We start from the raw sequence: 13180 nt of genomic DNA, 5'->3' as shown, positions 1-13180 counted from the left end.
TGGCATTTCGAATGCCACCATTCCCGCATGAGCGATGACCCCGAATTCCCCCCTGGGGACGGGCCGAGCAACGGCATCTCCGTCACCCTGACGGCCGGCACGCTTCAGGCGATCCGTGAGCGCGTCGGGAAACGCGGCGTGTCCACCTATCTGGAGAAGGCGGCGCAGCGCCAGATCGAGCGGGACAACCTCGACGAGTTGATCGCGGAGCCGGGGCCGCGGTGTGAGCAGAGCTCTGGTTGTGGGCGGCGAAGGGCTGGCGAGAGCCGTGCGCCGCGATCGGGAGGTCCACGAGTGGCTCACGGCGGCCAGGAACACGGACCTCCCTGTCGTGACCTCCGCCGCCGTGCTCGTCGAGGTCATCCGCCCTCGGATCAACGAAGCCGCCCTGTAGTTTCCGGGTCCGGTGACGATCCTCACGTCCGACGCGGAGGACATCGAGCTGTTGACCACCGGACACCCCGCGTCAGCGTCGTCAAGGTCTGAGCGCGACGGGGCGGGGCCCGTACTCAGACCGACCGCGCCACCCTGAACCCCACGTCGTCGACGGCGTACGTGGGGTGGCTGCGGCGGCGGACGGAGGCGCGGCAGCTCCAGTGTTCGTCGAACCAGCCGCCGCCGCGCAGGACGCGGTAGGTGCCGTAGACGGCGGGGTCGTAGAGGTCCCAGCACCATTCCCAGACGTTGCCCAACAGGTCATGGAATCCCCAGGGGTTGGGGAGGCGGGTGGCTACTTCCCGGAGAGAGTCTGCCGAGTTGGCGCGGTGCCAGGCTATGTCGTCGAGGGGGCCGTAGCGGGGGCCGGTGGTGCCGGCGCGGCAGGCGTGTTCCCATTCGGCCTCGGTGGGGAGGCGGTAGCCGGAGGGGTTCACCAACTCGACTTCTTCTTCGCCGAGTTCAGAGAGTTCGCCTCGGAAGCGGTACGCCGGGCGCAAACCCTCCGCGAGGGAGAGGGTGTTGCAGTACCGGACGGCGTCCCACCAGGTGACGTGCACGGCGGGGAGGAGGGGTTCGGTGAGGGGTGTGCCGGTGAGGGCGGCGTACTCGGCCTGCGTCACCGCGCACCGGGAGAGCGCGTACGGCGCCAGTTTCACCGTCCAACTCGACTGCGTACGCCGGTCGTTGAGTACGACTTCGCCCGCGTCGACCGTGATCATCGTTAAGCGCATGGCCTGATGATCGCAGCGACGCGGGCGGAGTTGGTGCCGGTGAGGGCTCCCCGTCCCCACGGACCCTCACCGGCGGCTCGGTGAACTCCCCTTACACGCGGGCGAGTTCCTTCTCCTCCTGGGCGAGGCGTTCGGCGTCGGTGCGCAGCCCCTCGCCCTCGACGTCGACGTTGGGCAGCGCCCGGTCGAGCCACGCGGGCAGCCACCACGCCTTGTCCCCGAGGAGCGCGAGGACGGCCGGCACGATGACCATGCGGACGACGAACGCGTCGAAGAGGACGGCGATCGCGAGGCCGAAGCCCATCATCTTGACCATGGACTCGCTGGAGGTGATGAACCCGGCGAACACGGCGATCATGATGACGGCGGCTGCGGAGACGACCCGCGCCCCGTACTTGAAGCCGGTCACGATGGCCTCGCCGGGCCGCTCCCCGTGCACGTACGCCTCCCGCATCCGCGTCACGAGGAACACCTCGTAGTCCATGGCGAGTCCGAAGACCACGCCGACCAGGAAGATCGGCATCATCGACATGATCGGCCCGGTCTCGTCGACCCCGAGCGCGCCCGCCAGCCAGCCCCACTGGAAGACCGCGACGACGGCGCCGAGCGCGGCGAGGACCGAGAGCAGGAACCCGAGGGCCGCCTTCAGCGGCACCAGGATCGACCGGAACACCAGGATGAGCAGCAGGAACGCGAGGCCGACGACGAGCCCGAGGTAGGGGATCAGCGCGTCGTTCATCTTCTGCGAGACGTCGATGTTGACGGCGGTGGTGCCGGTGACGAGGACCTGCGCGTCGGTATCGGCCTTGATCCCGGCCGCCTTGCCGCGGATCTCGTGGACGATGTCCTCGGTCTCCGCCGAGGCCGGCTTCGAGTCGGTCGTGACGGTGATCATCGCGGTGTCACCGGCCCGGTTGAACGTGGCCGGGGTGACGCCCTCGACGCCCTTGATGCCCTTGATCTCGTCGCTGACGGTGGTCGCGGCGGCCTTCGGGTCGGCGCTGCCCTTCGCGTCGAGGACGACCATCAGGGGGCCGTTGAAGCCGGGGCCGAAGCCCTCGGAGAGCAGGTCGTAGGCGCGGCGCTGCGTGGTGGACGTCGGCTGCGAGCCGTCGTCCGGCAGGCCCAACTGGAGCTGGCTGGCGGGCAATGCGATCGCGCCGAGGCCGAGGACTCCGACGGTGAGCACGGCGACGGGGCGGCGCAGCACGAAGCGGGCCCAACGGGTGCCCATGTTGGGCTGGTTGACGGCGCCGGCCTGCTGACCGGCGTCACTGTGACCGGAGTTGACCTTGCCCTTGCCCTTGCTGAGCAGCTTGCCCTTCTCCCCGGCCGGCGAGACCTTGCGGCCCGCGTAACCGAGCAGCGCGGGCACCATCGTCAGCGCGACGAGGACGGCGACCGCGACCGTACCGGCGGCGGCGACACCCATCTTCGTCAGCATCGGAATGTTGACGACGGACAGGCCGGCCAGCGCGATGATCACGGTGAGCCCGGCGAAGACGACGGCGGAGCCGGCGGTGCCGACCGCGCGCCCGGCGGCCTCCTCGCGGTCGCGGCCGTCGGCGAGTTCGCTGCGGTAGCGGGAGACGATGAACAGGGCGTAGTCGATGCCGACGGCGAGCCCGATCATCGAGGCGAGCGTGGAGGTCGTGGAGCCGAGGTCGAGCGTGCTGGCCAGCGCGGTGATCGTGGCGACGCCGATACCGACGCCGATGATCGCGGTGAGCAGCGGCAGCCCGGCGGCGACGATCGAGCCGAGGGTGACGACGAGGACGAGGGCGGCGACGGCGATGCCGATGACCTCGCCGATGCCGGCCTCGGCGGCGGCCTGGAGGGCGTCGCCGCCGACCTCGACGGTCAGGCCGGTGTCACGGGCCTCGGCGGCGGCGTCCTTGAGGGCGTCCCGCGAGGACTCCTCCAACTGCATGCCGGGGACCTTGTACTTGACGGACGCGTAGGCGACCGTGCCGTCTCCGCTGACCGCGTGGGTCGTGAACGGGTCGGTGACGGAGGCGACTTCACGGCCGCCGCCCAGTTCCTCGACGGTCTTCTCGACGGTCGCCCTGTTCTCGGCGTCCGTCATCTTCTCGCCGGCCGGCGCCTTGAAGACGACCCGGGCGGTGCCGCCGTCGGCCGCGGAGCCGGGGAAGCGCTGTTCGAGGAGGTCGAAGGTCTTCTGCGCCTCGGTGCCGGGGATGGAGAACGAGGTCTCCCCGGCGGAGGGGGCGCTCGCCGCGCCGACTCCGGCGAGGGTCAGCAGGGCGATCCAGATCAGGGCGACGAAATGCCGTCGCCTAAAGGAAAGCCGGCCCAATTTGTAGAGGAACGTGGCCACGGAGGCGTACTCCCGGTCAGTCGTGTGTGGTGTTCAGGGCAGGGGTGATCGACGGGGGTAGTACCGGGGAGGTAGCACTGGGGAGGTAGCCCGTTCGAGGGCGGCGTCGATCGGCCCGACGACTTGAGCGGTGACGTCAGGTGTGGCGTGGTGCTGTGGTTCGGGGAGGTGAGGAGCTGCGGCCCGGGGAGGGCCGGGCAGGGTCAGGCAGTGGGGTCGACGCCGAGTGCGGGGAGGACTACGGCGTCGATGTACGAGGTGAGGAATGCCTGCGTCGGCGGCTGGTCGTCGAGCAGCATCCGGGTGGCGAAACCGCCGACCAGCATATGCAGCATGAACTCCAACGCCGGGCAGTCCGCGCGGACTTCACCCCGGTCGATGGCCCGCTGGATCACCGTCTGGAAGTCGGACAGCTCCGGGTCGACGAGCTGCGCCCGCAGGGCCTCGCGCAGATCGGGGTTGTTGTGCATCGCCATGGCGACACCCCGCATCAGCGCCGAGTTCCGCTCGTGGGTGCAGTCGTCCTCCAGGGTGACGACGGCGTGCAGATCGCCGCGCAGGGAGCCGGTGTCGATGTCTCCCGTCGCGTCGGGCTTGCTGTACCGGATGGCCCGGACGACCAGTTCGGCCTTGCCGCCCCACTGGCGGTAGAGCGTGGCCTTGCTGGAGCGGGTGCGGGCGGCGATGGCGTCCATGGTGAGGGCGTCGTAGCCGACCTCGCGGAGGAGTTCGAGGACGGCCTCGTACAGTTCCGCCTCGCGCTCGGGCGTGATCCGACTGCGACGCGCCGTTGCGACATCGGTCATGACGCCCCTCCGCTTCTCCGCGCTTCTTCTCCGCGCTGTTTTCCTACGTCCATGACGATACCCCGAGGGCCAAGCGAAACGAAACGGTTTCGTACGTGGCTTGGGTCACGTTGGTGAAAAAAGCGTAAGAACGCGTGCGCGCGGCCCCGGGCCCGGCGTCCTGAGCCGCCCCTACCTCCGGGGTACCCCTGAGGTACCCCCTACTTCTGAGTTGCCCCTCCCCCGCCCCCGGAAAAGCATGGAACCCGTGAGCTACCTGCGCCTCCCCCACCTGGCCGGCGACCTCCTGTGCTTCGTCGCCGAGGACGACCTCTGGCTGGCCCCGCTCGACGGCCCCGGTCGCGCCTGGCGTCTCACCGTCGACCGCACCAAGACCGGCCACCCCCGCTTCTCCCCCGACGGCACCGAGATCGCCTGCACCACCTGGCGCAGCCTCGCTCCCGAGATCCACGTAGTACCCGTAGCCGGCGGACGCTCCCGCCGGCTCACCCACTGGGGCAGCGCCGACACCCGCGTCTGCGGCTGGACCCCCGAGGGCCACGTCCTGGCCGTCGCCTCCCACAACCAGCCCTTCTCCCACTTCACCTGGGCGTACGACGTCCCCCCGGACGGCGACCCGGGCGGCCCCCTGCCCTGGGGCCCGGTGAGCGACCTCCAGGTCGCGGACCTCGACGGCGAGCGCAAGACCCTCCTGCTCACCGGCACCCCGCCGCACGAACCGGCCGCCTGGAAGCGGTACCGGGGCGGCGCGACGGGCCGGCTGTGGCTGCACGGCCGCCGGCTCCTGCCGGACCTCGCCGGCCACCTCTCCTCCCCGCTCCTGGTCGCCGGCCGCGTCGCGTTCCTCTCCGACCACGAGGGCGTCGGCAACCTCTACTCGTGCGCGTACGACGGCTCCGACCTGCGCCGGCACACCGATCACGACGCCTTCTACGCCCGCAACGCCTCGACCGACGGCACCCGGGTGGTCTACCAGTGCGCCGGCGACCTGTGGCTCGTCGAGGACCTGTCCGCCGGCGCCGTCCCCCGCCGACTCGACGTCCGCCTCGGCGGCCCCCGCGCGGGCCGGCGGCCCTACCAGATCCCGGCCGCGCAGCACGTCGACGGCGTCTCCGTCGACGAGACCGGCCGGGCCAGCGCTGTGGTCGTACGGGGCAGCCTCTACTGGCTGACCCACCGCGACGGGCCCGCGCGGACGATCACTGATACCCCAGGGGTACGGGTACGACTCCCCGAGATGCTGGGCTCCGGCGGCCAGATCGCGTACGTCACCGACGCCGAGGGCGAGGACGCCGTCGAGATCGCCTACCTCCCGCGCGCCAGCGGTGAACGCCCGCCGCGCAGGCTGGCGTCCGGGCAACTGGGCCGGGTCCTGGAGCTGGTCTCCGACCCGGAGGGGGAACGGCTGGCGATCGCCTCGCACGACGGGCGGGTGCTGCTGCTGGACGTCTCCGGGCCGGAGACCCCGACGGAGCTGATCCGGTCCGTGAACGGGCCCGTCAAAGACCTCGCGTTCTCCCCCGACGGGTCCTGGCTGGCCTGGTCCCACCCCGGGATCGGGCGCTCGCTGCGGCAGATCAAACTGGCCCGGATGAAGGACCGGTTGATCGTCGACGTCACCAACGGCCGCTTCAACGACGAGAATCCGGTCTTCACCAGCGACGGCCGCTACCTCGCGTTCCTGTCCTGGCGCGGCTTCGACCCGGTCTACGACGTCCACACCGGCGACCTCTCCTTCCCCCTGGGCTGCCGCCCCTACCTGGTCCCCCTCTCCTCGGCCACCCCCTCCCCGTTCGCGCTGAACCCGGACGGGCGTCCGGCGGCGGGCGGGCTCGACCCCGTACCCGCCGAGACCGAGGACGGCGGCGCGGTGACCGTCGAGGTCGAGGGGCTGGAGAGCAGGGTCACGCCGTTCCCGGTGACCGCCTCCAAGTACTCCGCGCTCCACCCGGTCGCCGGCGGCGGGCTGGTGTGGCTGCGCTGGCCGATCTCCGGCGCGCTCGGCGAGACCTTCGCCAACCCGGACGACACCAGCGAGCGGCCGACCCTCGAACACTTCACCATCAGCAAGGCCAAGAAGTCCGAACTCGTCGCCCACCTCGACTGGTTCGCGCTCAGCGGCGACGGCACGCGCCTGGTCGTCGTCGACGAGGACGAGCTGCGCGCCGTCCCCTCCGCCGAGCCCGGCGACAGCGACTCGACCGTCTGGATCGACCTGCGCCGCATCCTCCACGAGGTCGATCCCGGCGCGGAGTGGGCGCAGTCCTACGAGGAGGCGGGGCGGCTGATCCGCGCCTACTTCTGGGACCCCGGCATGTGCGGCATCGACTGGTACGGCGTCCTCGACCAGTACCGTCCGCTCGTCCAACGCGTCGCGTCTCCCGACGAGTTCGCTGATCTGCTGCGCGAGGTCGTCGGCGAGCTGGGGACCTCGCACGCGTACGTCGCCGCCGCGCGGCGCAACGAGGGGCCTGCGCACTACCAGCGCCGGCAGGGGCTGCTCGGCGCCAACTTCGTCCGCCGGGAGGGGCGTTGGGTGCTGGCCCGGGTTCTTCCCGGTGACTCCTCGGATTCCAGGGCCCGTTCACCGCTCGCCGGGACCGGGATCCGGGAAGGGGCGGTGCTGACCCATGTGGACGGGCGGGTCGTGGATCCGGTCAGCGGTCCGTTCCCACTGCTCGCGGGGGCGGGCGGGACGACGGTGGAACTGACGTTCGTGGAGGGCGGGGTGGAGGAGGGGGGTCGGCCCGCGCGGCGGGTGGCGGTCGTGCCGCTGGTCGACGAACGGCCCCTGCGCTACCAGGACTGGGTGGCCAAACGCCGTGAGGTCGTACGGGAGTTGAGCGGCGGGCGGTGCGGGTACCTGCACATCCCGGACATGGGGGGTTCGGGGTGGGCGCAGTTCAACCGGGACCTGCGGATGGAGGTGTCCCGGCCCGCGCTGATCGTCGACGTGCGGGGCAACGCGGGGGGCCACATCAGCGAGTTGGTCGTCGAGAAGCTGTCCCGCACGATCCTCGGCTGGGACGTCACGCGGGGCGCCCAGCCCGTGTCGTACGCGTCGAACGCCCCTCGCGGCCCGGTAGTCGCCCTCGCCGACGAGGCGACCTCCTCCGACGGCGACATGATCACCGCCGCGTTCAAACTCCTCGGCATCGGGCCGGTCGTGGGGCAGCGGACGTGGGGCGGAGTCGTCGGCATGACCGGGCGGCACGAACTGGGGGACGGGACTGTGATCACCGTCCCCATGAACGCGGCCTGGTTCGACGCGTACGGCTGGTCCGTGGAGAACCGGGGCGTCGATCCCGACGTCGAGGCACTGCGCACACCGCTGGACTGGGCCGAGGGGAGGCACGCCCAGTTGGACGACGCGGTGGGGCTGGCGCTGGAGCTGCTGGAGAAGGGGGAGGTGGCGGGGCCGCCGGATCTACGGGGGGTACCGGACCGGTCCAGGCCGAAGCTGCCGCCTCGGGAGGGGTAGTTCGGGAGGGATAGCTCATGAGGGGTAGCTCATGAGGGGTAGCTCATGAGGGGTACGTGAAACCCGTAATACCCGCGCCCCCCTACCCGTGCGCCAGCACCCTCTCCAGCGTCCGGCGTCCCGCCCTCCCCCATGTCGGCTGGCCGCCGGGCAGCCCCTGTTCCCACGCCCGGCCGACGCTGAGCAGGCCGAACGCCGACAGCACGGCCCACCCCTGCGCCCGGTGGACCATCGCCTCGTCGGCGTCCCCGTACGCGCGCAGGAACCCGTCCGCCCCGCCCTCGGGCAACAGCTTCCAGGCGGCGGCGACATCGGCGGCCGGATCCCCCGCACCCATGTCGCCGAAGTCGATGACGCCGGAGAGCACGCCGTCCGTGACGAGGGCGTTGGCGGGGTGGAGATCGACGTGCACCCAGACCGGCGGCCCGCCCCAGCGCGGCGCCGCCACCGCCCGCTTCCACACGTCCCGCAGCCGGGGCGCGTCGGCGTCGTCGACCAGGCTCTTCAGCCCGCCCTCGAACGACTCGGTGAGCGGGGCCAGGTCGCCGCAGCGGCGGGGGTTGACGGGCGCGTCGTCCGGCGCCGGCCGGTGCAGGGCCCGCAGGAACCCGGCGAGGACGTCCGCCGAGCGGGCCACCTCGGTGATCTCGGCCCCGTCCGCCGGCTCGCCCGGCACCCACTTCACGACCGTCCACGGCCGGGGGAACCGTTCGCTCGGCTCGCTGAACCGCAACGGCGTCGGCACGGGCAGCGGCAGCCGGCCGGCCAGCTGCGGCAGCCAGCGGAACTCGTTGGCCAGCAGTTCGGGCGCGTCCTGCGTCATCGGCAGCCGCACCGCCAACTCCCCGCTCACCCGCCAGAGTTGATTGCCCCAGCCGCCGGCGACCGGGCGGATGGGAAGGTCCGCGAGGTCGGGGTGCTGGTCGCGGAGGAGGGCACGGACGAAGGGTTCGTCGGTGTCGGTGCGCTGCATGGGGGCTCCGGGGTGGGCGGTGCTGTGGGGCGGTGCGGGTGCTACGGGTGCTACGGGTGCTACGGGTGCTACGGGTGCTACGGGTATGACGTGCGGACGCGGGGCAGCGGTTCTACGCACGAGGCGCGCCACCCCGTCCCCGTCATACCCGTAGCCCCCCTACCCCCAGCGGCGTACGCCCGCCCCTCACCCTCCCGTCCCCCTCCCCTTCACCCCTCCCGTACCGCCGCCCTGACCGCCTCGTCGGCGGACCCGCCCGCCCCCACCAGCCCCGTACTCATCCCGGCCAGCCGGGGTGCGACCCGGCGCATCTCGCGGACGCCGACCGCGCCGATCACCCCGGGGAGGTAACCCCGTACACCCTGCATCCCCCGCAGCCACCACTGCCCGTAGACATGGGTGGCCCGGCGTTCGATGCCGTCGGCGATGCGCTCGACGGCGGGCCCGAGAGGGTACGTCTTGTTCGCGGGCCAGGGCAGCCGCTGGCGCAACTCCCGCATGACGTCGTTCTGGTCGGCGCCGCGGACCATGTCGGTGTCGGTCCAGGAGAGGTAGCCGACGCCGACGCGCACCCCCCGGTAGCCGACCTCGGCGCGCAGGCTGTGCGCATACGCCTCGACGCCCGACTTGGACGCGCAGTACGCGCTCATCATCGGCGCGGGGGTGAGCGCGGCGAGGGAGGCGATCTGGAGGAGGTAGCCGCGGCTCTCCATGAGGACGGGCAGGAAGGCGCGGGCGGTGACGGCGGAGCCGATGAGGTTGACCTCGATGACGCGCCGCCACGCGTCGGGGTCGGAGTCGAGGAAGGTGCCCCCGGCGGCGACGCCCGCGTTGGCGACGACGACGTCGACCTTCCCGAACCGCTCCTTCACCTCGGCGGCGACCCGGTTCATGGCGTCCTGGTCGGTGACGTCGGCGTACCAGTGGCCGCTGTCGCCGTGCAGTTTCTCGGCGACCTCCTTCAGCGCCTCGGGCTCAAGTCCGACGAGCGCGACGGTCGCCCCGCGCGCGGAGAGCTTCCGTGCGAGCAGTTCACCGACACCGCGCGCGGCCCCGGTGATGACGGCGACCTGTCCGTCCAGGCTCACCTTGCTCATGCGCCCTCCTTCAACTGACTGTAGGTGGTGGCTAGTTCACGTATCCGCGCGGTCACCAGATCCGGCGCCTCGACGGGCGTCATATGGCCGACCCCGAACAGCTCGGTGAGGCCGAGGCAGTTGGGCAGCGCGGCGGCGATCTCCCGGGCGTGCGCGGGCGGGGTGAGCCGGTCGGCGGCACCGGCGACGACGGCCGTCGGGACCCTCAACCGGGCGAGCTGGTCGCCGAGTTCGATCGATTCGAGGACGACGGACCAGTCGTGGCGCACCTTCCGGGGGCAGGCGTGCACGATCCGCGCGCACGCCTCGACCGCTTCCGGGGCCGAACCGGGGCCCATGGTCGCGTACTTGAGGATCCGCTTGCCGACGGGGGTGACCGGCCCGAGCGGCGCCTTCGACCCGAGGATCTTCCCGGTGAGCCAGGTCCGCACCCGCCCCGGCCCGATGGGGACGACCGTCGACTCGGCGACCAGTCGTGAACTCCCCGTGCTGCACAGCAGAGTTGCCGCGACGTGCGCCTCGAACGCGGGCCGCCCGGCCGCCGCCATCACGGTCATGCCGCCCATCGAGTGACCGGCGACCACCGCCTTCTCGCCCGGCGCGAGGGTGGCGAGCAGCACCGCTTCGAGGTCGTCGGCCAGCGCCTCCGTGCTGGACACAGGACTCGCGGGGGTGCGTCCGTGGCCGCGCAAGTCGTAGGCGATGACGCGGTGATCGCGCTTCAAGCCGTCGATCTGGGCCGCCCAGAAGGCGGTTGAGCAGGTCCAGCCGTGCACGAGGACGACGGCGGGCGCGGTCTCGGGGCCGTGGATCTCGACGTGGAGCGGGGAGCCGTCGCGCGAGGTGGCGGTGAGCGTTCTCATGCGGCCACCTCGTCGACGTCGCGACTCGCCTTGTTCTCCAGGGAGTTGTCCTGCTGGGAGTTGTCCTGCTGGGAGTTGTGCTGCTGCGGGCCGGGCGCCCTCAGCACGTCGTACTCCGCGAGGTCGACGCGTCGGGTGGCGCGGCGGAACTCGCTGGTCGTGCCGGGCCAGACGGTCGTGTTGCGGCCCCGCTCGTCGAGGTACCAGCTGACGCAGCCGCCCGTGTTCCAGACGGTCCGCTCCATGCGGTCCTGCACGCGCCGATTCCAGCGGTGCACGGCGCTGGAGCGGGCGTCGAGGGCCACCTTGCCGCCCAGGACGTCGAGTTGGCGCAGGTAGTCGGCCATGTAGTTGAGCTGCGACTCGATCATCAGGATCATCGAGGAGTTGCCGAGGCCCGTGTTGGGCCCGATGACCGTCATCCAGTTGGGGAACCCGGCCACCGCCGCGCCGCGCAGCGACTCCATGCCGCTCTCGCCCCAACTCTCCGCGAGCGTACGGCCGTTCACCCCGACGACGCGGTCGGCGATCGGCATGTCGGTGACGTGGAAGCCGGTGCCGAAGACGATCGCGTCGACCTCGGCCGTGCTGCCGTCGGCGGCGACCAGCGTCGACCCGCGGATCTCGCTCAGGCCGCTCGCGACGACGTCCACGTTGGGCCGCGCGAGCGCCGGGTAGTAGGCGCTGGACAGCAGGATCCGCTTGCAGCCGATGCGGTAGTCGGGCGTCAACTTGGCTTTCAGCGCAGGGTCCTTGATGGACTTGGCGATGTTTGCCTTGGCCAACTTCTCGACGAGACCGAGCTGGTTGGGGTGCTTGGTGAACGCCTGGACCTGCAACTCCCTGATGCCCCACAGCAGTCCGCGCCTGGCCTGCGTCGTGAACGGCAGCTTGCGGTGCACCGCGCGTTCGACGCCGCTGATCGCCCGGTCCACGCGCGGCATGACCCACGCCGGGGTCCGCTGGAACAGCGTCAGTCCGGAGACGAGCGGCTGGATCGCCGGCACGATCTGGATCGCCGACGCGCCCGTCCCGATCACGGCGACCCGCTTGCCGCGCAGGTCGTAGTCGTGGTTCCAGCGCGCGGAGTGGAACACCTCACCCGGGAACGTCTCCAGGCCGGGGACGTCGGGCACCTTCGGGTCGGACAGCGGCCCGGTCGCCGAGACCACCATGTCGGCGGAGAACTCCCCGGCGGCGGTCTCGATGTCCCAGCGCAGCCGCCGCCCGTCCCACTCCATCCGCTTCACCTCGGCCCCGAACCGCAGATGCGGCCGGATCCCGAAGACGTCCGCGACCTTCTCCAGGTAGGCCCGGATGTGGCCCTGCCCGGAGAAGACGCGCGGCCACTCGGGGTTGGGCGCGAAGGAGAAGGAGTACAGGTGCGACGGCACATCGCAGGCGCAGCCCGGATAACTGTTGTCCCGCCAGGTGCCGCCCACGCTGTCGGCCCGCTCCAGGACCACGAAGTCGGTGATCCCTTCACGCCGCAACCGCACGGCGGCCCCGAGCCCGCCGAACCCGGACCCGATCACCGCCACCCTCACATGCTCGCGTCCAGCCATGAAGACGCCCTCCTTCGCGCGACCGCGCCAGTAATCACTGGCACAGTCGGACTGTAGAGCAGCGCCTTACCGATGGGTAGGGGTCGCACGGAGGAAAGTTACCGGCGGTACGACATACAGTTCGGGGCGTGGCGGACAGTCAGGACGAGACCTCGGTGAAGCGCGAATACCGGATGGAGGAGCTGGCCTCCCTCGCCGGCATCACCGTGCGCACACTGCGCTTCTACCGCGAACGCAAACTCCTCGCCCCGCCCCGCCGCGAGGGCCGCATCGCCTGGTACGACGACCACCACCTCGCCCGCCTGCGCACCATCGCCGCCCTCCTCGAACGCGGCCACACCCTCAACGGCATCGCCGAACTCGCCGAAGCCCTCGACCACGGCCGCGACGTCGCCGACCTCCTCGGCGTCGCCCCCACCGAGGAAGAGCCCGTCCACCTCACCCCCGAGGAACTGGCCGCCCGCTTCGAGGGCCAGGCCACCCCCGAGAACCTGGCCGCCGCCCTCTCCCTCGGCTACCTCGGCACCGACGGCGACGAGATCGTCCACATCAGCCGCCGCCTCCTCGACGTCTCCTCCACCCTCGTCCGCGAAGGCATCCCCCTCTCCGCCATCCTCGCCACCGCCCACCAGGTCCGCGCCCACACCGACGCCCTCGCCGACCTCTTCACCACCACCCTCCTCCACCACCTCCCCCCTTCCCAACTCCCCCGCCTCCGCCCCCTCGCCAAGGCCATCTTCGAAGCAGAACTCTCCCTCTCCCTCGACCGCCACCTACGCCCGCCGGACTGACGGCACCCCAGGCGAGCGGCACAACACAGACAGGCTCCGGAGGCCCCCCTCAAGGAACTGCCACCCCGGCACCCCCGAAGCGGACGAGTCCCCCGCC

Annotated in this window: 9 protein-coding genes and 2 pseudogenes; 4 read left to right on the top strand and 7 right to left on the bottom strand. The window is 71.4% G+C overall.

What is annotated here, in order from left to right; all coding sequences use genetic code 11:
• Positions 1–27 precede the first annotated feature (27 nt).
• A pseudogene (locus tag IAG44_RS43700) lies at positions 28–210 on the top strand (hypothetical protein); the annotation flags it as partial.
• A gap of 13 nt (positions 211–223) precedes the next feature.
• A pseudogene (locus tag IAG44_RS43695) lies at positions 224–391 on the top strand (DNA-binding protein); the annotation flags it as partial.
• A 118-nt stretch (positions 392–509) separates the two neighbouring features.
• Here IAG44_RS43695 and IAG44_RS23985 read toward each other — a convergent pair.
• The 3 genes from IAG44_RS23985 to IAG44_RS23975 all read right to left on the bottom strand — a co-directional run bounded on the left by IAG44_RS23985 (position 510) and on the right by IAG44_RS23975 (position 4313).
• Complete coding sequence (locus tag IAG44_RS23985) at positions 510–1169, bottom strand: formylglycine-generating enzyme family protein (RefSeq protein WP_246562018.1); 660 nt, start codon at positions 1167–1169, stop codon at positions 510–512.
• Positions 1170–1260: 91 nt separating this feature from the next.
• A complete protein-coding gene (locus IAG44_RS23980) occupies positions 1261–3507 on the bottom strand; it encodes an MMPL family transporter (RefSeq protein WP_187749127.1) in 2247 nt (748 codons plus the stop codon).
• Between the two features lie 203 nt (positions 3508–3710).
• On the bottom strand, positions 3711–4313 hold the full coding sequence (locus tag IAG44_RS23975; RefSeq protein ID WP_187749126.1) for a TetR/AcrR family transcriptional regulator: 603 nt from the start codon (positions 4311–4313) through the stop codon (positions 3711–3713).
• A gap of 247 nt (positions 4314–4560) precedes the next feature.
• On the opposite strand from IAG44_RS23975, the gene IAG44_RS23970 reads away from it, so the two are divergent.
• Entirely contained in the window at positions 4561–7794 is a 3234-nt protein-coding gene (locus tag IAG44_RS23970) for a S41 family peptidase (RefSeq protein ID WP_187749125.1), read from the top strand.
• An 82-nt stretch (positions 7795–7876) separates the two neighbouring features.
• On the opposite strand, the gene IAG44_RS23965 is transcribed toward IAG44_RS23970, so the two are convergent.
• From IAG44_RS23965 to IAG44_RS23950, 4 genes are all read right to left on the bottom strand, one after another.
• Positions 7877–8767, bottom strand: coding sequence for an aminoglycoside phosphotransferase family protein (locus IAG44_RS23965; RefSeq protein WP_187749124.1), 891 nt, complete (start codon positions 8765–8767; stop codon positions 7877–7879).
• 209 nt (positions 8768–8976) lie between these two features.
• A complete protein-coding gene (locus IAG44_RS23960; RefSeq protein ID WP_187749123.1) occupies positions 8977–9864 on the bottom strand; it encodes an SDR family oxidoreductase in 888 nt (295 codons plus the stop codon).
• Positions 9861–10727: an alpha/beta fold hydrolase gene (locus IAG44_RS23955; protein ID WP_187749122.1), complete on the bottom strand. Its 867-nt coding sequence runs from the start codon at positions 10725–10727 to the stop codon at positions 9861–9863. The genes IAG44_RS23960 and IAG44_RS23955 overlap by 4 nt, the downstream gene beginning before the upstream one ends.
• Positions 10724–12292 carry a flavin-containing monooxygenase gene (locus IAG44_RS23950; protein ID WP_187749121.1) on the bottom strand — a complete coding sequence of 523 codons (1569 nt, stop codon included), beginning with the start codon at positions 12290–12292 and terminating at the stop codon, positions 10724–10726. Before IAG44_RS23950 ends, IAG44_RS23955 begins: the two co-directional genes overlap by 4 nt.
• Before the next feature lie 173 nt (positions 12293–12465).
• Between IAG44_RS23950 and IAG44_RS23945 the strand changes: the two genes are divergently transcribed.
• The gene (locus tag IAG44_RS23945; protein ID WP_187752843.1) at positions 12466–13083 is read left to right on the top strand and encodes a MerR family transcriptional regulator; all 618 of its coding nucleotides are present in this window, start codon (positions 12466–12468) and stop codon (positions 13081–13083) included.
• Positions 13084–13180: the final 97 nt, after the last annotated feature.

It is taken from the genome of Streptomyces roseirectus, assembly GCF_014489635.1.
Lineage (GTDB): Bacteria > Actinomycetota > Actinomycetes > Streptomycetales > Streptomycetaceae > Streptomyces > Streptomyces roseirectus.
Note: the sequence above shows the minus strand (reverse complement) of the source record. Positions and strands in the feature narration are given on the sequence as shown.

Coding starts and splice junctions, on each gene's coding strand:
- IAG44_RS23985 (WP_246562018.1), bottom strand. CDS start 1,169: ATGCGCTTAACGATGATCACGGTCGACGCGGGCGAAGTCGTACTCAAC.
- IAG44_RS23975 (WP_187749126.1), bottom strand. CDS start 4,313: ATGACCGATGTCGCAACGGCGCGTCGCAGTCGGATCACGCCCGAGCGC.
- IAG44_RS23965 (WP_187749124.1), bottom strand. CDS start 8,767: ATGCAGCGCACCGACACCGACGAACCCTTCGTCCGTGCCCTCCTCCGC.
- IAG44_RS23960 (WP_187749123.1), bottom strand. CDS start 9,864: ATGAGCAAGGTGAGCCTGGACGGACAGGTCGCCGTCATCACCGGGGCC.
- IAG44_RS23955 (WP_187749122.1), bottom strand. CDS start 10,727: ATGAGAACGCTCACCGCCACCTCGCGCGACGGCTCCCCGCTCCACGTC.
- IAG44_RS23950 (WP_187749121.1), bottom strand. CDS start 12,292: ATGGCTGGACGCGAGCATGTGAGGGTGGCGGTGATCGGGTCCGGGTTC.
- IAG44_RS23945 (WP_187752843.1), top strand. CDS start 12,466: ATGGAGGAGCTGGCCTCCCTCGCCGGCATCACCGTGCGCACACTGCGC.